We start from the raw sequence: 17,749 nt of genomic DNA, 5'->3' as shown, positions 1-17,749 counted from the left end.
GGGGAACTCCGCCGCCTCTCTGCCGGGGAGCCCCACTGCGGGAGGAGAAGAAGGGTCAGTCGATCGGGGCCGCCGCGGTCGAGTCCCGCACGATGAGGTCGGGGGCGAACAGCATCTCGGTGTCGCTCGGCCGTTCCCCGCCGAGCTGGGCGAGCAGCGTCGACACTGCTGCCCGGCAGATGGCGTCCACGGGCTGACGCACCGTGGTCAGCGGCGGGTCGGTCATGGGGATGAGCGGCGAGTCGTCGTAGCCGATGACAGAGACGTCGTGAGGCACGGACCTGCCGGTCTGACGCGCCCCCTGGACCACGCCGAGAGCCATCACGTCTGAGGAGCACACGATGCCCGTGCAGCCCTGCTCCAGCAGGTGCAGTGCAGCGCTAACGCCCCCTTCGTAGGTGTAGAGCGTCTCCACCATTCGCAACAGCTCGCCGGGCAGCCCCTCGGTCATGGCGTCCTCATAGCCGGAACGCTTGCGCTGAGCCGGCACCATGCGCATCGGTCCCATGGCGAGTCCAATACGTTGATGACCCAGGGCAATGAGGTGGTCCACCGCCATCCGGGTCGCCCGGCGGTCATCAGTGGCGAAGCCCGGGGCCTTGATGGTTGGCGCGTTGCCGTTGATCGTGACCAGGGGCACGCCGCGCTCGCGCAAACGCTGATAACGGGTGACGTCGCCGGTGGTGTCCGCGTGACGTCCGGAGACGAAGATGATTCCCGCGACGCCGCGGTCCACCAGCATCTCGACGTACTCGTCCTCGCTGATGCCCCCGGGGGTTTGGGTACACAGCAGGGGGGTGTGCCCAGAGGGGGCCAGGAGCTGCTCGATCTGTTGGGCGAACAGGGGAAAAATCGGGTTGCTCAGTTCCGGCACGATCAGTCCCATAAGGCCCCGGGAGGTTTGGTGCACGGACTCGGGTCGTTCATAGCCCAGGATGTCGAGTGCTGCGAGCACCTGCCGCCGAGTCGAATCGGCCACGTTGGACTTTCCGTTGAGCACGCGCGAGACGGTGGCGGTGGAGACACCCGCCTGGTCGGCGATGTCAGTGAGGGTGAGTCTCTGTGGCATAAGTGAATCCTACGAGAATCAATGAAGGTCGAGGAGCCGCTTCGCGCGAACTGACGGTGGCTCGTCGTCCGGCTCCCCACCCGCAATCATCGCAGATCAGGGCACATTTGCGTGAATCCGGGGCGTGCGATCGGGTATCGCACGCCCCGGAGCCGCAGCCGCTGGATCGGGCCGGGCGGAGGTTCCCACAAGCCGCGATCAGCCCTTGACCGCCCCTGAGATCGAGCCGCCGACGATATAGCGCTGCAGGTACTGGAACAGGGCGATCACCGGGGCCATGGTGAGAACTGCGCCGGCGGCGAAGATGCCCAGGTTGTTGGAGCGGTCACCAGTGAGCATGCCGTAGAGCCCCACAGCCAGGGTCTTCTGGGAGTTGTCGGTCAGGATGATGGACCCCAGAAGGAACTCGCTGATGACAGCCACAAAGGCCAGCAGGAAGGTCGTGGCGATGATCGGCTTGAGCGTCGGCAGCAGGATGATCCTGAAAACCTGCCAGTGCGTGCAGCCGTCGATGATTGCCGCCTCGTCGAGCTCTCGGGGGATCGTGTCGAAGGTTCCCTTGATGAGCCACACCTGCCCCAGGGCCCCGCCCATGAGAGCCAGGCTGTAACCGGCCAGGGTGTTGAGGCCGAAGGCAGGCACCACCTGGCCGATCTGCGAGATCATGGTGTAGATGGCGATCATGGACAGGATCGCGGGGAACATCATGATCAGGAGCAGGGCCAGCAGACCGCCGCGGCGCCCCGTGAAGCGGAAGCGGGAGAAGGCGTAGGCGCCCAGCAGCGACAGGAAAACCTGGGCGGTGGCCACCACTGCGCAGATAACGATCGTGTTGAGGTACCAGCGCAGGAAGGGACCGCGTGTCCCCGATAGCAGGTTCTGGTAGTTGACCAGACTCACCTTGGTGGGGATGAGGCCGGTGGAGGCCACTGTCCCCAGCGGGTTGAGGGAGGCGGAGATGACGTAAAGGACAGGGAAGGCGGCGAAGACCAGTGCGACGACGCCGACGACGTGCCTCCAGCCGATCTCACGGAACCAGCGCGAGAAGGACATGTGGTTCTCAGCGGCAGGAGCCGCTCCGGAGCTGTTGGACGCGGATTTGGATGCGGTGCTCATGGTGATCCTCTGTTCTCTCCACAATCGGCTGGGTCAGTTGACGTCTTCGAGCTTCTTGGTTGCTCGGAATTGCAGGGCGGCCAGGACGCCGGTGACGGCGAATAGGATGACCGAGACGGCCGAGGCGAATCCGAAGTCCGAGCCGGAACGGCCGAAGGCGATCCGGTAGATCATGGAGATGAGAATGTCGGTGCCGCCGCGCGTGTACTCTCCGGCCGGGAAGGGACCGCCCTCGGTCAGCAGCTGAATGGCGTTGAAGTTGTTGAAGTTGAAGGCGAAGGTGCTCACCAGTAGAGGAGCGACGGCGACGAGCAGCAGCGGGGTGATGATGCGCCACGTCGCCTGCAGCCCGCTTGCCCCGTCCATCTTGGCGGCCTCCTTGACGTCCCCCGAGATGGATTGCAGGGCCCCGGTGCACACAATGAACATGTAGGGGAAGCCCATCCAGGTGTTCGTCAGTAGGACGGCGATCTTCGCCATGGTCGGGTCGGACAACCACGGGATGTGGAGGTGGAGCAACTGATTGATGAGGCCGAAGTCCTGGTTGTAGAAGTTCGACCACACGAGCAGCGAGATGAAGCCGGGCACGGCGTACGGCAGCAGGAGGAAGGAGCGGTAGAGTTTCTTACCTTTGATCCGGTCGTCATTGAGCGTCAGGGCCAGGAAGAAACCGAGGCCGAATGTGAGCAGCACCGAGCCGAAGGCGAACACTATGGTCCAGGTGAATGCCTTGAGGAACTGGGATGCCAGATTTCCCTGGGTGAAGAGCCGGGAGTAGTTGGCCAGGCCGACATTTTGCTTCCAGGATTGGGCCAGGCTCTCGCCCTTGGCGTTGACGAAGTGTTCGGACAGGCCCACCTTCTTGACGGAGTAGACATCCCCGGTGCCGGTGTTGGTGATGGTGTCGGAGGACTTGTCATACACCATTCGCTTCGTTCCCTCGAAGGCGGTGCGCACGCCCTGGACCTTGACCGTCGTCTTGTCCGAGAAGGGTACCGACATGGAGGTGATGTCCTCGTAGGCGGTGTTGATCTGCTTGGGAGTCAGGATCGTGTATCCGTCCGCCTTGGTGACTACGCCGTTGTCGATGGTGACGGTGGAGGAATCGATCTTCTCCATCTTCTTCCCATCGCTTCCGCGCATGACCTCCTTGGTCTGCGGGTTGACCAGGAACAACGAGAAGGGCCCCTGGGTGACGTCACCGTCGGTGGCGACTGACAGGCCGTAGGTGGGGGAGTCCTCCGTGCGAACCATGGAGTTGTTGGTGATGGCGGTGATCGCCTCCTCCTTGGTTCCCCGGTATCCGTCCCCGAAATTGGTGAAGGAGGTCTGGACGGTCAGAACGATCGGGACGATGAGGAAGACGGTCAGGAAGAACGTGCCCGGGAAGAGGTATTTGGCCGGTACGAACCTTTTGGTCGAGTACAGAAGGAACATGGCTGCCGTGGCGAGGGCGACGATTCCCAGCCACATCCACATTCGGTAGGCGATGAGGAGCGGGACGAGGTAGATCGCGGCGACCAGTGTAAGGGAGAGGACCGCGATGCGTCCGATGACGCCTCTGATGGTCGTGGTCTTGTCCCGTGGGATCGTTGTGGACGCGGACGTCATTATCTGCAGGTCCTTTCCAGAAGTGGGAAAGCAATTAAGAAGAACTGTGGGATCGAATTAGGTGCGTGCAGTTGAGCGCATGGGGCCGGGACCGGGCGGATCAACCGTCGATCGACGCCCGGATGGTCTCGCCGACCCCCGCCATGGTGCTGGCGGGGTCAGCGCCTGCGACGATGTTGGCCTGGGCCCGCCCGAACGGCTCCCACACGGAGGACATGGCCGGGATCGCGGGCATGGGGTCCGCCTGGGCGGACATGTCGGCGAAGGTGACCATGTCCGGCTGCTCCGCCCTGAGCTTCTCGGCCAGGTCCTTCTGCGCCGGTGGGAGCTCATTGGAGGGGAACATCGAAGCCGCAAAGGTCATGTCCTTGGCGGCATCGGCCACGAAGGTCTCGGCGAAGGCCTTGTTCTTTCCGTTGGAGGCGACGTAGAAGCAGTTGACGCCGGCGAAGGGGCGGGCCTGGCTGCCCTCGATGTCCCCGAAACCCGGGATCCTGGTGAGCTGGTAGTCGATGCCGGCCTTCTTGATGTCCGCCAGGGCCCACGGCCCGGAGATGAGGTAGGGCGCCTTGGCGTCGGTGAACAGGGAGATGTGGTTGGCGGCAGTGACCGACTTCCTTAGAACCCCCTGCTTGCCGAGCTGTCCGATCTTCTCAGCGGCCCTTATCGAGCCCTCCTTGCCGATACCCAGGTCCTTGGAGTTGTAGGAGCCGTCAGGATTCTTGCCGAAGAGGTAGCCTCCGGCGGCGGTGTAGATGGGCTCCATGTTGTAGGCATCGCCCTTCTCATCGACTGCCTGAGAGAGAATGAGCTCGGTACCGGCGGCCGTGCCGGCCTCGACCATCTCCTCGATGGTGGCCGGCTCGGTGACCTGGGTCAGGGCCTTGTTGACGAACAACCCCAGGCACTCGACGGCGTAAGGAGTGGCGTAGATCTGGCCGTCGTAGGTGACCGCCTTGAGGGCGATGTCGGAGTAGTTGGCCTCGGCCTCGGGGCTCAGGACGACTGGCCGGATCGCGCTGTTCTGCACCAGGTTGCCGATCCAGTCGTGGGCGCCCATCACGATGTCGGGGCCGTTGCCCGCCTGGTTAGCCGTGATGAAGGCGGGCTGCAGATCATTGGCGACGATCTGGACGGCCACTGTGATGCCCTGCTCCTGTCCCCAGCTCTTGGCGATCTCCTTGAGCGAGTCGGCCTTCTTCTGGTCAGCCCAGATGACCAGGTCGGCATTGGCATCACCTCCGGAAGAGCCGGAGGCCTGCTGATTGGCTCCTCCGGAGGCGGCAGCGCCGGCGGCCTTCTGGGAGCTGGAACAAGCTGCAACGGTTGAAACAGTGGCGGCGACGGTGGCCATCGTCAGGAAGGACCGGCGGGTGGGTGCCACAGGGATTCTCCTTCGAATCGGATCCGGAGCGAGGAGTTCCTCGCCTGGCACCACAATTTAACTGGTTAATGCAATGATTGCAATAGATGAATAGAATTTGCAACTGAGTGTTCTAGGCCACAGTCGCGGCTTCCAGCCAGGTCGTCGTCGTCGGAGGAACGAATAGTTGTCCCTGGTCCTGCCGCAAGGACTGGGACGACAGCAGCACCTTGGCCTCGGCCGGCAGGACAACCGGGGAGTCCGAGGTGTTGACGACCACCAGTACGCCGCGTATCAGGAAAGCCAGGGCCCGCGGCGGGCACCACTCCAGTCCGGTGACGAAGGCCAGGGGTGCGCAGGCAAGGTTGTACTTGTCGCGCACGTGGGCCGCATGCCGCACGGTCGCGGCGGGGGACCCGAACTGCGAGGACTGCGCCTGAGCATGCTCTGCCACCATCTCGGCCAGATCCAGGGGAGCGGTCGGCTTGTCGGCGTCGGACAGGGCGATCTCGTCGCCCTGGCGCAGGTAGAGCGATCCGGGCAGGGCCAGCATCATGGCCTGCAGCGCCAGTGCCCGGAGCATCCGTTCGTCATGGGCGACGGAGTACCAGCGCTGACCGTCCCCGGGGTCCAAATGCTCGGACAGGATGTGAGGGGGCAGGAAGCGCCAGGTGGGCGGAGCGCCGAAGCGGTCGTGCTCATCGAGGGATCGGGTCAGGTGGGAGGTGATCGACTCGGCGTCCCAGCGTGTGAGGGTCAGGCAGTCGTCACGTAGATGGTGGATCCAGTCGTCCTGGAGGTGGTGGCGCAGTGAGTCCGGGTAGTCGGCGGTCACGTCGGCGCCGACGATGCCGTCCTCCACGTACTCGGCCAGCTGGCCGTGCAGCATGGCGAAGTAGGCGCTCAGACGGTCCAGCCGCGTCTCGCGGGTGACCTGGGGTGGGACGATCGTGCCCAGGTCGATTCCGGCCGCCCCCGCCTGCAGGTAGGCCTCCGAGCGGCGCAGCAGGTCATCGCCATCGCCCTCCAGCCCTGTGACGAAGCCGGTGGTCTGTTTGGCGTAGGGGCCGGTGATCGGCCCGAGTGCGCCGGAGATACGCACGATGGTGCGCAGTCCCTGGGTGCGTGCGTTGTCGATGAACCCGCGGATCGAGTCCATCTCGGAGCTGACGTCGAGCAGGCTCGGACGAATGAGCACCGCGTCCATTCCCAGATTGAGTGCGTGGTCGATAATGGGGCCCGTTCGTCTCAGATCGGCGGCTCCCAGGGCCGGTGAGGGGATCTCGTAGACCAGGGCGTGGCGCCACCATTCCTCCGGACCGTCGTAGGGTCGGTGAACGAGAGTGGTGGTCGTGGTCACAGCGAGTATCTCCCTTCCGCTGGGCTCGCGCCCAGGAGTGACACTCCTAAGAGTGCTTCGTCGGTGTCTCGAGGGTGCGCGGCGACCACGCGCTGTGGAGATCGGTTGCCGTTGCTCCCTTGAGACGGTGTCGGAGGTGTCGGAATGGTGACGACTATCGTAACCCGCTTCTGCGCTACCTTGTGACCATGTCAGTGCAGAAATCTGAGTCCGAGTCTGTGCGTATCGACGGAAACGGTGGTTTTGGCCCAGCCGGATACCGATCCGAGGACGCTGAGCGTTTTGTTCACGAGCAGGCGAAGAATCCTCAACGCACACCTTTCGAGCGCGATCGGGCTCGAGTTCTGCACTCCTCCGCGCTGCGGCGCCTCGGCGCCAAGACCCAGGTCCTGGGGCCGTCCGCTGACGATTTCGTACGAACCCGGCTCACCCACTCCCTCGAGGTGGCACAGGTGGGGCGTGCCCTCGGCCAGGCGCTGGGATGTGATCCCGACGTTGTCGACGCAGCCTGTCTCTCCCACGATCTGGGGCATCCGCCTTACGGGCACAACGGCGAAAAAGCGCTCGACGTCGTCGCCCGCCAAATAGGGGGGTTCGAGGGCAACGCCCAGACCTTCCGGATCCTCACCCGTCTGGAGCCCAAGACCCTCGATGACGCCGGACGGCCGGTGGGCGTCAACCTCACCCGCGCCAGCCTCGACGCCGTCGCGAAGTACCCCTGGTTCAAGGGTGGGGGACCGGGCGGTCCGAGCGGACGCAGCGCGCGCAAGTACTCCGCCTACGACGACGACGCTGACATCTTCGCCTGGATGCGCCAGGGGGCTCCGGAGGGCAGGCGCTGCATCGAGGCCCAGATTATGGACCTGTCTGATGATGTCGGCTACTCCGTCCACGATGTCGAGGACGCGATCGCCCTGGGACGCATGGACCCGGCCTGCCTGACCGACCCGAACGAGGTCGATGAGCTGCTCGAGGCCACGCGGGCCTGGTACGGCACCGACCTGAGCGCCGCCGCCCTCGGAGCGGCTTTCGAGAGGCTGTCCGGCCAGCCCTACTGGATCCGTTCTTACAACGGCTCAGTGGCCGGCGCCGCACACCTGAAGAACCTCACCAGCGAGATCATCGGCCGCTTCGTCTCAGCGGTCGCCACCGCGACCCGCGGGGCCTACGGCGATGGACCCCTGACCCGGTACGGGGCCGAACTCGTCATCCCCGAGGAGACGGCCGCCGAGATCCTCCTCCTCAAGGGAATCGCCGTTCGCTACGTCATGGAGCCCCGAGAGCACGAACCGGTCTACCTGCGCCAGCGCACTCTCATCTTCGATCTGGCCGACGTCCTCATGACCGGCGACGGCGGGGCGATCGACCCCGTCCTGGCCGACGCCTGGCACCGGGCCGAGAACGACGACGAGCGCCTGCGAGTGGTCGTCGACCAGATCGCCTCCCTGACGGACACGTCTGCGCGCGCCTGGCACGCCCGGCTGTGCGGCATGTTCTCCGAGGTGTAGCGGTGCACCGCTAAGCGCCTGCGCAGGATGTCGGCGGTCTCGCCTACGATGGACCTGTGGCGGGACTGATCAGGCGCGAGGACATCGAGGCGGTGCGCGAGCGCGCCCGGATCGAGGACGTCGTCGGCGAGCACGTGACCCTCAAGAGCGCCGGTGTCGGCTCCCTCAAGGGGCTGTGCCCCTTCCACGACGAGCGCACCCCCTCCTTCCACGTCCGCCCCCAGCTCGGGTACTGGCACTGCTTCGGCTGCGGTGAGGGCGGGGACGTCATTGCCTTCATCGAGAAGATCAACCACCTCGGTTTCGCCGAGGCCATCGAGTACCTGGCGGACCGCACCGGCGTCCAGCTGCGCTACGAGGAGGGCGGAGCCGTCAGACGCGGCGTGGAGCCGGGAACCCGTCAGCGCCTCATGGATGCCAACCGCCTGGCCGAGGCCTGGTTCCGCGAGCAGCTCGCCACCCCGGAGGCCCAGACGGGTCGCGACTTCTTGACCGCCCGGGGCTTCGATCGCCACGCCGCCGCGCACTTCGCCGTCGGCTATGCTCCGGCCGGCTGGGACAATCTTGCCCGCTACCTGCGCGGCGCCGGCTACACCGAGGCCGAGCTGGTCGACTCCGGACTGTGCAGTCGGGGCGGACAGGACGGGCGCCGCGTCTACGACCGCTTCAGGGGCCGCCTCATCTGGCCCATCCGGGACGTCACCGGGGCGACCGTCGGCTTCGGGGCTCGCAAGCTCTCCGAGGACGACCAGGGTCCCAAGTACCTCAACACCCCCGAGACCCCCGTCTTCCACAAGAGCCAGGTCCTCTACGGGCTGGACCTGGCCAAACGGGAAGTGGCCCGTTCCCACCGCATCGTCGTCGTCGAGGGCTACACCGACGTCATGGCTGCCCACCTGTCCGGGGTGACGACGGCCGTTGCCACGTGCGGAACCGCCTTCGGCGCCGACCACGTGCGAGTCGTGCGCCGCCTCCTGGGCGATATCGACGACCCCGCGGCGGGCGTCGTCACCGGCCAGGGGCGCGAGGCTCGCGGAGGCGAGGTCATTTTCACCTTCGACGGAGACGCCGCCGGTCAAAAGGCCGCCCTGCGCGCCTACGCCGAGGACCAGCGCTTCGCCACCCAGACCTTCGTGGCCGTCGACCCGAGCGGACTGGATCCCTGCGACCTGCGCATGAAGGAGGGCGACCAGGGCATTCCACGCCTGCTGTCCAGGCGAGTGCCGCTGTTCGAGTTCGTCATCCGCACCTCCCTGTCCCACCTGGACCTGGACACGTCCGAGGGCCGGGTTCGGGGACTGCGCTCGGCGGCGCCGGTCGTAGCCGGAATCCGCGACCGGGCGCTCAAACGCGAGTACACCCGCAGACTCGCCGGATGGCTGGGACTGCCCGACGCAGAGGTCAACGGCGCGGTTCAGACCGCCCAGCGTCAAGGCAACCGGATTTCCGCGGAGCGCGGCGGTCAGTGGCCCGCAGATGAAACGGCGGGCCCCGACGCCGCCGCCCCGGTGCGCGGCCTGCCGCCGGTGACCGACCCCGTGGAGCAGCTCGAGCGCGAGGCCCTGGCGGTCATCGTCCAGTTCCCGGTGGCCGCTCACCGGGCCGGTGCCGACGAGCTGGGTGCCGATTCCTTCGGCCAGCTCATCCACCGTGCCGTCTACGAGGCCGTCGCCGCCGCCGGAGGCACAGGAGAAGTGCCCGGGCTCGTACAACAGGCGGTGGCCGCTGGAATGGGGGAGCAGGAGGCGCAGCGCCGGGCCACATTGCGCTGGCTCCAGCAGGTGCGTGACGGCGCCATCGGCCTGGTCGAGGCGGCCATCACCGAGCTCGCCGTGGCCCCTCTGCCACTGCCGACGATTCGGGGACGCGGCACAGAGGTGGACGCCTCGGGACTGGATCGCTACGCCAGAGGCGTGCTCAGCTCCCTGACCGTCATGGGAATCAACCGCCGGCTCGTCGAAATGCGCTCGCGGCACCGGCGGATGTCCCCGCAGGACGAGGGCTACCGCGACTTGTTCTCGCAGATCGCCGCCCTCGAACAGCGCCGTATGCAGATTCGGCAGGGAGCCTGAATACTGTCGTCCGCCCGAGCAGGCAGTGCGGGTAGCCTGGCGGGTATGCCGATCCTGCGACGTCGACAAGGCTCTTCCTCCCGATCCGCTAGAACGCTGCCTCTCGAGATGCGTGAGCAGCTGCACGACCCTGTTCTGGGGGCCGTTCCTCTGGATGAGGACGGCTCCGCGTGGGCGGCGGCGACGGCTGAAGGGCTCGTCGTCTTCAGCGGCCGCAGCCGGCCCGAGCACTATGCCTGGAATGAGGTGGAGCGCGGGTCCTGGGACGCCGACGAGCGGACCTTCACCCTGAGCTGGACGGACCTGGAGTGTGATGAGCTTGTCCTGGAGGTGCCGGCAGGCGTCCGCAACGGTGATACCTACGCTCCTACTGATGTCGCTCCCTTCGCCAAGGCCCTGCGCCAGCGCGTCGAGGCCGCCATCGTCCACAGCGCGGTGACGACGCTTCCCGGTGGCGCGACTGCCACAGCTAGTGTGCGGCGCGGTGCGGACGGACATCTGTACTCCGTGACTCGACCGATGGCGTCTCAGGTCACAGACGAGGAGGATAGCGAGGCGCTTCAGAACCTGGAGAACCGCGTCCGAGAGGGTGTGGGGCTGCCCACACGCTAGGATATTCTTGCAATTGCAGCGTTTTCGGCAATTCGCCCGATTCGACGTCGTCGTGGGATGTTGCTAAAGTTCACTGCGCGTCAAGCGCATTCCTGCGTAGCTCAATGGCAGAGCATCCGACTGTTAATCGGACGGTTGCTGGTTCGAGTCCAGCCGCAGGAGCCCCTGAGGGCCCCACCCATGAGGTGGGGCCCTCATTTGTGCGTGCGCAGGTTATCGGGGGTTATCGGCGTGAACGAGCTGCGACGCGACGGGACGAACATGGCCTCTCCGCTTCGGTCGTGGGAGGATGCCGCCATGGCATACCGCGACATCCGTATCATCGGCGACCCGGTCCTGCGCACCGAGTGCGACTGGATCACTGACATCGACGACTCTGTCAGGGCCCTGGTCGAGGACCTGCTCGAGACGGTCGACGAGGACGGCCGGGCGGGCCTGGCGGCTAACCAGATCGGGGTCGGTCTGCGCGCCTTCTCCTGGAACATCGACGGCGAGATCGGTTATATCCTCAACCCCAAGATCGTCGAACTCTCCAAGGACGAATACCAGGACGGGGATGAGGGCTGTCTGTCGGTTCCGGGCCTGTGGTTCCCCACTGAGCGCGCCTGGTACGCCAGGGCGCAGGGCACTGATTTGGACGGCAAGGAGGTCGTCATTGAGGGGGAGGAGCTCATGGCCCGTTGTATCCAGCACGAGTGCGACCACCTGGAGGGACACCTCTATCTGGATCGCCTCGACAGAAAGAATCGGGCCAAGGCGATGAAGGAACTGCGCGCGCAGGGCCTGTAGCGCCGGTCAGGACATGGGACGGATGGGGCGACAGACCATGAAGCTCATGAGTCTGTCGCCCCACCCGGCGTTACCAGAAGGCGATCGTGAGGAGGTGCGGTTCCGCGCCTCCTAGCCGACGCGGTGCAGCCAGCGCACGGGCGCACCGGCCCCCGCGTAGCGGAAGGGCTCGAGCTCGTCGTCCCACGCCTGTCCCAGAGCCAGGTCCAGCTCACGACGCATTCTCTCGGGATCAGCGGCATAGACGAGTGCAGCGCGGATCCTGTCCTCGGGGACGACGACGTTGCCGTGAACGTCCGTCTGGGCGTGGAAGATTCCCAGGTCGGGGGTGTGGGACCAACGGCCGCCGTCGGTGCCCACGCTCGCCTCCTCGGTCACCTCATAGCGCAGGTTCGCCCAGCCGCGCAGGGCTGAGGCGAGGCTGGCGCCCGTTCCGGCGGGTCCCACCCAGCTAGTCTCGGCTCGCATTAAGCCCCGAGCCGCAGGCTGCTCGGTCCAGTCCAGGTGGACGCGCGAACCGAGCACCTCGGCCGCCGCCCACTCGATGTGGGGGCAGAGCGCCCGAGGTGCGGAATGCACGAAAAGTACACCGCGGGTGTAGGCACCGATCATGAGTATCGCCTCCTGGTTGGTTTCGAGATTCGCCTTCCCCAACGGTCTCGACCCGCAACCGGGCTCATGTCATGACGTACGCGGCATGCACAGCTATTGTGCACGACGGCGGTGGGCCTGGTCCAGCCGGGTAGGTCACAGCCGATGGCGCTCGGCGGTGGTCGCCCGGTCCCGGGTGAAGACAAGGGCGACGTTGTGCCCACCGAAACCGAAGGAGGTGCTTGCCGCCGCCTCCAGCTCAGGAAGGTCCCGGCCCTGTGGCCCCACGACGTCCAGCCCGAGGCCGGCCAGTTCCGGATCCACGCCGGCGGGCAGAAGCGTCGGCGGAGCCCATCGCTCACGCAGCGCCATGACGGTCAGAACCGCCTCGAGTCCCCCGGCACCGCCCAGAAGATGTCCGGTGGAGGACTTCGTCGCGCTGACGGACGCCTCCGGCACGGCCCTGGCCAGAACACCGGCTTCGACGACGTCGCCTGCCGGGGTCGATGTCGCATGGGCGTTGACGTGCCCGATCGCGCCGGCGTCGAGGCCCGCGCGCTCCAGTGCCAGCAGTAGGGCCCGCTCCTGCTCGGCACCCGACGGCTCGGGGCGGGCCACGTCGTGAGCGTCGGCGGTGATCCCCGAGCCCGCGAGCACGGCCAAGACCCGTGCACGACGGGCCATAGCGTGCTCGGCGCGCTCCAGGACCAGGATCCCGGCGCCCTCGCCGAGGACGAATCCGTCACGGTCGGGGGCGAAGGGCCGTGAAGCGGTTGCCGGGTCGTCGTTGCGCGTTGACAGCGCCCTCATGGCGCCAAAGGCCGCCACTGTCATCGGGTGGAGGGCGGCGTCCGTGCCACCGGCCACGACGACGTCCGCCCGGCCCAGCGCGATGAGATCTGCACCGTAGGCGATGGCCTCGGCGCCTGAGGCGCAGGCGGCCACCGGGGCGTGAATGCCCGCGCGCGCTCCCAGCTCGATCCCGACGGCGGCCGCCGGAGCATTGGGCATGAGCGCGGGGACCGCCGTCGGCAGGACTCGCCGGGGGCCTTTGACGCGCAGAGCGTCCCACGCCTCCATGACCGACAGGACCGGCCCCATGCCCGGGGACACGGACACTGCGAGGCGCTGCGGGGCGACCTGTGGGGGACCCGCCTGCTCCCAGGCCTGGCGGGCGGCCAACAGCGCGCACTGGCTGGCGCGGTCGAGACGGCGCATCTGGCGGGGTGAGAGCATCTCGGCCGGGTCGATGGCCAGGGGCGCGCCGATCCGCACGGGCAGCTCGTAGTCATCCACCCAGCTGGGCTCCAGGGCGCGTATCGCGCAGGTACCCGCATGCAGAGCGGCCCAGGTTGAGGCGGCGTCCCCGCCCAGCGGGTTGATGGTTCCCAGACCGGTGACGACGACGTCGCCGGGACAGCAGACGGCTGCCGGAGCCATCGGGTGTCAGGCCCTCTTGGCGGTGACGAGGTCCACCAGCGCTCCGACTGTGGGCAGCGTCGGGATGAGGGAGTCGTCGAGGGCCACTCCGAAGCGCTCTTCGACCTGAGTGGCGATTGTCAGCAGCCCCAGGGAATCGACGTCGAGGTCCTGGGCGAAGGTGGTGGATCGGGTGATGTCCTCGGCATCGACGCCGGACTCCTCGCTGACGATCTGCGTGATGACGGCCAGGACGTCGTCGTTGCTCTGCTCAGCCATGATGGCTCCTTCTACCGCCGCGACGGAGCAGGCGGGGATCCGTGCGGCGCTGTGGTTGGACGATGGGGTAGTTCTGCCGGCGGCGACGCCGCGGGTAAGACCATTGTCCCAGACGTCGGAGATCTTTCCGGAATCGGTACCCCACCGAGACACAGCGACCGGCCCAGTCCGAATGAAAAGGACGGGCGGGTCAAGAGCGGGGAACGGGGGTTAAAGAGCTCTTCGCGCCCCGAGGGAGAGAACCTGCGTCGGTGGGTCAGGCATCCCGCCCGACGGCCAGGCGGCCCACGATGATCGCCATGTGCAGCATGAGTCCGTCGCGTGCGTTCGTCGCGTCCCAGCCGACCTGCTCGCTGACCCGGCCCAACCGGTAGCGCACCGTATTGGCGTGGACGAATAGGTTACGGGCTGTGGCCTCCAAACTTCCGCCCAGGGCCAGATATGTGGCCACGGTGCTCTCGAAGGGGTCGCCCATCTCGTGGAGGGGGGCGTGCACCAGGCTGAGTATCTGCTCTCCGGCGAGCTCGTCGCCCGCCAGAAGGCGCTCAGGGAGCAGGTCATCGGCGTGGACGGGATTGGGGGCCTCGGCCCATCCCGGCAGAGCGCGCAGCCCGGCAAGGGCGGAGCGCAGCGAACGGCCCGCGTGCGAGATCCCAGAGACCACGGGACCGACGACCGCGGAGCCCCCCAGTCCGCCGGCCACCTGCATCGCCGCCTGGTCCACAAGGCGCTCGGCGCTCTCGGCCCGGGAGCCCTGAGACGAGGAGGAGCGCTTGGATGATGGATCGAGGGTGTCCGGACTGCCTCCCAGGACGATGAGGACGGAGTCGCCGCGTACAGACACCAGGCAGTCGCTGGCGAGGTTGCGGCACTCATGACGCAGCCGGGAGATCCCGAGCGCGTCCAGAGTTGTCTTGGCGGCGATGGTCACCACTGGTCCGGTGCCGTTCCAGCCGGCCGTGCCGGCCCGGGTGGCAGCGTCATCGGGGTCGTCGTGAAGCATCGCGTCGACCGCCACGGATTCCAGTCTGGCGTCCCAGGCGCCCCGGGCCTCGGCTGCTCGGGCATACACCTCGGCGGCGGCGAAGCCGACATCGCGCCCGAAGGTCAGGACCAGAATGCGGACCGTGTCATGGTCCTCCTTGGGGACGGCACGGGGAGCCTCGTCAACGACGACGTCGAGGACCGTTCGCACCAGCGCCAAGGTCTGCTCCAGCGTGATGACCCCGGTCAGGGCGGCGGGCGCCACGGAGAAGATCTGGGAGGGGACCAATGGAGTCGACGGGTTCTCCGCCGAGTCGACAAACATCGTCACGCCCAGGCGGGCCACCGCCGCGATCTGGTCACGCGAACCTTCCGGCAGAGTTCGGTAGAAATCGTGGGCCGAACTGATGCGGTCCAGTGAGTGTTCAATAATTGTGTCCTGCGCCTGTCGCAGTGCAGACACTCCCGGAGCGCTCAACTCATCCATGCTGTGGATGTTACCGACTGGAATATCGTTATGACAGTAGGTTCTCGATTGGCGCGGCGTGTGATCCGACACGAGTTTGTGTTGAAAAACCGGGGATAAGTGAGGATGGCGCGTCGTTCGGCCGGAGCGGATTACACAGGTTACAATAGCGTAACCATTGTGGAACCCGCGGTGAGTGAATCTGCAATGATCTGCGCATGCGTACTGTGCGTTGGTACGGATGTGTGCATGCATGCACTCAACTAGACAACTCGGAGGCTCAAGATGATGCAGGCAACCCGCACAGAGGAGGATCTTCTTGGTGCACGGGAAGTGCCATTGGACGCCTATTGGGGAATCCATACGCTGCGGGCGATGGAGAACTTTCAAATCTCGGGATCGGCGGTTGGCGATGAGGAGGCTTTTGTTCGCGGCATGGTGCAGGTCAAGAAGGCCTCGGCGTTAGCGAACAGTGATCTTGGGGCGATCGACCCGGAAGTCGCGGGAGCGATCGTGTGGGCCTGCGATCAGGTGCTAGTTGCCGAGCGCTGCCTGGACCAGTTTCCGGTCGACCAGTTTCAGGGGGGCGCCGGTACCAGCGTCAACATGAATACCAATGAGGTAATTGCGAACCTTGCACTGGAGTACCTGGGATATGCCAAAGGCCGTTACGACGTCGTCAACCCCAACGATCATGTCAACAAGTCCCAGTCGACAAATGACGCCTATCCGACCGGATTCCGCTTAGGGCTGTTCACGCTCGTCGACTCCCTTACTGATGAGCTCGAGCGCCTCATCGCCGCTATGCGTGCCAAGGGGACGGAGTTCGTCAACGTCCTGAAGATGGGACGCACCCAGCTCCAAGACGCCGTCCCGATGAGCCTGGGACAGGAGTTCGAGGCCTTCGCCGTTCTGCTTGAGGAGGAGATCGGCAGGCTTCGGAACAACGCCGCCCTCCTGCTGGAGGTCAACCTCGGTGCCACGGCGATCGGCACGGGGCTCAACACCCCGCCCGACTATCAGAGCACCGTTGTCGGGCATCTGCGCGAGGTGACCGGGCTGGACGTTCGGGGAGCGCAGGACCTGCTGGAGGCCACGAGCGACACCGGCGCCTATGTTTCCATGCATGCGGCGATCAAGCGTCTGGCGGTCAAGCTCTCCAAGATCTGCAATGACCTGCGACTGCTGTCCTCCGGACCTCGTGCGGGGCTGGGGGAGATCAGACTGCCCGAACGTCAAGCCGGTTCGTCCATCATGCCCGCCAAGGTCAATCCGGTGATACCTGAGGTGGTCAACCAGGTCTGCTTCAAGGTCATCGGCAATGACGTTGCGCTGACCTTCGCCGCAGAGGCGGGTCAGCTCCAGCTCAATGTCATGGAGCCGGTGATCGCTCAGACTATTTTCGAGTCGATCAATCTTCTCTCTCGTGGGATGTCGACCTTGCGCGAGCTGTGCATCGTGGGGATCGAGGCCAACGAGGAGGTTTGCCGGCGTAACGTTCTGGACTCGATTGGAATCGTCACGTACCTCAACCCGGTAATAGGACATCACAATGGTGACCTGGTGGGGCGTGAGTGCGCCCGTTCAGGGCGCAGCGTGCGAGAGGTGGTTCTGGAGATGGGACTGCTCGAGGAGTCCGTTCTCGATGAGATTCTCAGCCCGGAGAACCTCCTGCGTCCCCACTTCCGTGACTTGAAGGTGTACTCCGGCTCCGACCCGTCGACTCCTCCGGTGGTACCGACGGCGCCCGATTCCGTGGGCTGAAGTGCCTCGACCTCCGATATCGGCGGACGGCACGTAGTCCGCTGTGCTGTTTCGCTGATATCGGAGGTCGTTCTAGCTCTTTGATGAACGTATCAGGAGAAGACGCGGCAGGAGCGGATGACCGGTGCGTGGGCGTCCTTTCCGATCACATTGAAGCCTTGCGGGTCGACCTTCGACTGCGGCGGCCCGGAGCTCCAGAAGACGTAGTTGAGATTGTCGCTATCGCTTGATCCGAATGTGACTTTCTTGGAGGAGCCGATCCAGACCGTGTTGTCGAACCCGCGAACGGTGAGTGACTCAATCTCGCCTTCGATGATGACCACCAAGTTTGTTGCGGTGATTGTTACGTCTCGTGCTCCGGCCGAGACCTTGACCACCCGATCGGCGGAGAGATCGTCTCCGGTGACATCGACCTGGTCGGAGGCGGGAACCACCTTGGTGACCTGAGCCTCCGCTTGAGCGCGGTTGTCCTCCTCGTCGTTGTCGGTTAAATCGTCGTCGTAGTCGCGTACCTCGGAAGATGTGCAGTTCCCGTACTCCAGCGGGTCAAGGGGCTTGGTGGCGTCCTCATCATCCTTGTCTTCCGCATCGCCCTCGTCAGACGAGGTGGGGCCATGGGCCTTGGCTGATGCGGTCGACGTCGTGCCGATGGAGATCGGTTGTCCGGCCGAGCAGCCGGACAGAGCGAGCAGGCCCGAGACTAGGATGCAGGCCGGGTACAGGAGCGGGGATCGGGGCACCGGAAG

General features: G+C 65.7%; 15 protein-coding genes and 1 tRNA gene. 6 read left to right on the top strand and 10 right to left on the bottom strand.

Annotated elements, in window-relative coordinates; genetic code table 11:
• Positions 1 to 55: 55 nt before the first annotated feature.
• From HMPREF0975_RS05545 to HMPREF0975_RS05525, 5 genes are all read right to left on the bottom strand, one after another.
• Complete coding sequence (locus HMPREF0975_RS05545) at positions 56 to 1,069, bottom strand: LacI family DNA-binding transcriptional regulator (protein WP_009233166.1); 1,014 nt, start codon at positions 1,067 to 1,069, stop codon at positions 56 to 58.
• Positions 1,070 to 1,267: 198 nt separating this feature from the next.
• Positions 1,268 to 2,185: a sugar ABC transporter permease gene (locus tag HMPREF0975_RS05540; protein WP_009233165.1), complete on the bottom strand. Its 918-nt coding sequence runs from the start codon at positions 2,183 to 2,185 to the stop codon at positions 1,268 to 1,270.
• 33 nt (positions 2,186 to 2,218) lie between these two features.
• A complete protein-coding gene (locus HMPREF0975_RS05535; protein WP_009233164.1) occupies positions 2,219 to 3,796 on the bottom strand; it encodes an ABC transporter permease subunit in 1,578 nt (525 codons plus the stop codon).
• Positions 3,797 to 3,896: 100 nt separating this feature from the next.
• Positions 3,897 to 5,180 carry a sugar ABC transporter substrate-binding protein gene (locus HMPREF0975_RS05530; RefSeq protein WP_009233163.1) on the bottom strand — a complete coding sequence of 428 codons (1,284 nt, stop codon included), beginning with the start codon at positions 5,178 to 5,180 and terminating at the stop codon, positions 3,897 to 3,899.
• A gap of 112 nt (positions 5,181 to 5,292) precedes the next feature.
• Positions 5,293 to 6,519: a hypothetical protein gene (locus tag HMPREF0975_RS05525; protein ID WP_009233162.1), complete on the bottom strand. Its 1,227-nt coding sequence runs from the start codon at positions 6,517 to 6,519 to the stop codon at positions 5,293 to 5,295.
• A 188-nt stretch (positions 6,520 to 6,707) separates the two neighbouring features.
• Between HMPREF0975_RS05525 and HMPREF0975_RS05520 the strand changes: the two genes are divergently transcribed.
• From HMPREF0975_RS05520 to def, 5 genes are all read left to right on the top strand, one after another.
• Positions 6,708 to 8,027, top strand: coding sequence for a deoxyguanosinetriphosphate triphosphohydrolase (locus tag HMPREF0975_RS05520; protein ID WP_009233161.1), 1,320 nt, complete (start codon positions 6,708 to 6,710; stop codon positions 8,025 to 8,027).
• Between the two features lie 56 nt (positions 8,028 to 8,083).
• Positions 8,084 to 10,099, top strand: coding sequence for a DNA primase (gene dnaG / locus HMPREF0975_RS05515; RefSeq protein WP_009233160.1), 2,016 nt, complete (start codon positions 8,084 to 8,086; stop codon positions 10,097 to 10,099).
• 108 nt (positions 10,100 to 10,207) lie between these two features.
• Positions 10,208 to 10,711, top strand: a complete 504-nt coding sequence (locus HMPREF0975_RS05510) for a hypothetical protein (RefSeq protein WP_009233159.1) — start codon at positions 10,208 to 10,210, stop codon at positions 10,709 to 10,711.
• Between the two features lie 90 nt (positions 10,712 to 10,801).
• Positions 10,802 to 10,873: transfer RNA gene (locus HMPREF0975_RS05505), tRNA-Asn, on the top strand.
• A gap of 135 nt (positions 10,874 to 11,008) precedes the next feature.
• Complete coding sequence (gene def / locus HMPREF0975_RS05500) at positions 11,009 to 11,500, top strand: peptide deformylase (RefSeq protein ID WP_034474546.1); 492 nt, start codon at positions 11,009 to 11,011, stop codon at positions 11,498 to 11,500.
• 111 nt (positions 11,501 to 11,611) lie between these two features.
• On the opposite strand, the gene HMPREF0975_RS05495 is transcribed toward def, so the two are convergent.
• The 4 genes from HMPREF0975_RS05495 to HMPREF0975_RS05480 all read right to left on the bottom strand — a co-directional run bounded on the left by HMPREF0975_RS05495 (position 11,612) and on the right by HMPREF0975_RS05480 (position 15,260).
• A complete protein-coding gene (locus HMPREF0975_RS05495; protein ID WP_009233157.1) occupies positions 11,612 to 12,112 on the bottom strand; it encodes a DUF3145 domain-containing protein in 501 nt (166 codons plus the stop codon).
• Positions 12,113 to 12,247: 135 nt separating this feature from the next.
• Positions 12,248 to 13,531: a beta-ketoacyl-[acyl-carrier-protein] synthase family protein gene (locus HMPREF0975_RS05490; protein WP_009233156.1), complete on the bottom strand. Its 1,284-nt coding sequence runs from the start codon at positions 13,529 to 13,531 to the stop codon at positions 12,248 to 12,250.
• Positions 13,532 to 13,537: 6 nt separating this feature from the next.
• A complete protein-coding gene (locus tag HMPREF0975_RS05485; protein ID WP_009233155.1) occupies positions 13,538 to 13,789 on the bottom strand; it encodes an acyl carrier protein in 252 nt (83 codons plus the stop codon).
• 256 nt (positions 13,790 to 14,045) lie between these two features.
• Complete coding sequence (locus HMPREF0975_RS05480; protein WP_009233154.1) at positions 14,046 to 15,260, bottom strand: PucR family transcriptional regulator; 1,215 nt, start codon at positions 15,258 to 15,260, stop codon at positions 14,046 to 14,048.
• 264 nt (positions 15,261 to 15,524) lie between these two features.
• On the opposite strand from HMPREF0975_RS05480, the gene aspA reads away from it, so the two are divergent.
• Positions 15,525 to 17,003 (top strand): aspartate ammonia-lyase, encoded by a 1,479-nt coding sequence (gene aspA / locus HMPREF0975_RS05475; RefSeq protein WP_009233153.1) that lies wholly within the window; start codon positions 15,525 to 15,527, stop codon positions 17,001 to 17,003.
• Between the two features lie 92 nt (positions 17,004 to 17,095).
• Here the strand turns inward: aspA and HMPREF0975_RS05470 are convergent, their stop codons facing one another.
• Positions 17,096 to 17,743, bottom strand: coding sequence for a DUF3060 domain-containing protein (locus HMPREF0975_RS05470; protein WP_009233152.1), 648 nt, complete (start codon positions 17,741 to 17,743; stop codon positions 17,096 to 17,098).
• Between the last annotated feature and the right edge of the window lie 6 nt (positions 17,744 to 17,749).

Origin of the sequence: Actinomyces sp. oral taxon 849 str. F0330 (assembly GCF_000239715.1) — a bacterium.
Lineage (GTDB): Bacteria > Actinomycetota > Actinomycetes > Actinomycetales > Actinomycetaceae > Actinomyces > Actinomyces johnsonii.
The sequence above is the reverse complement of the archived record's forward strand: the minus strand, read 5'-3'. Positions and strand labels throughout refer to the sequence as shown.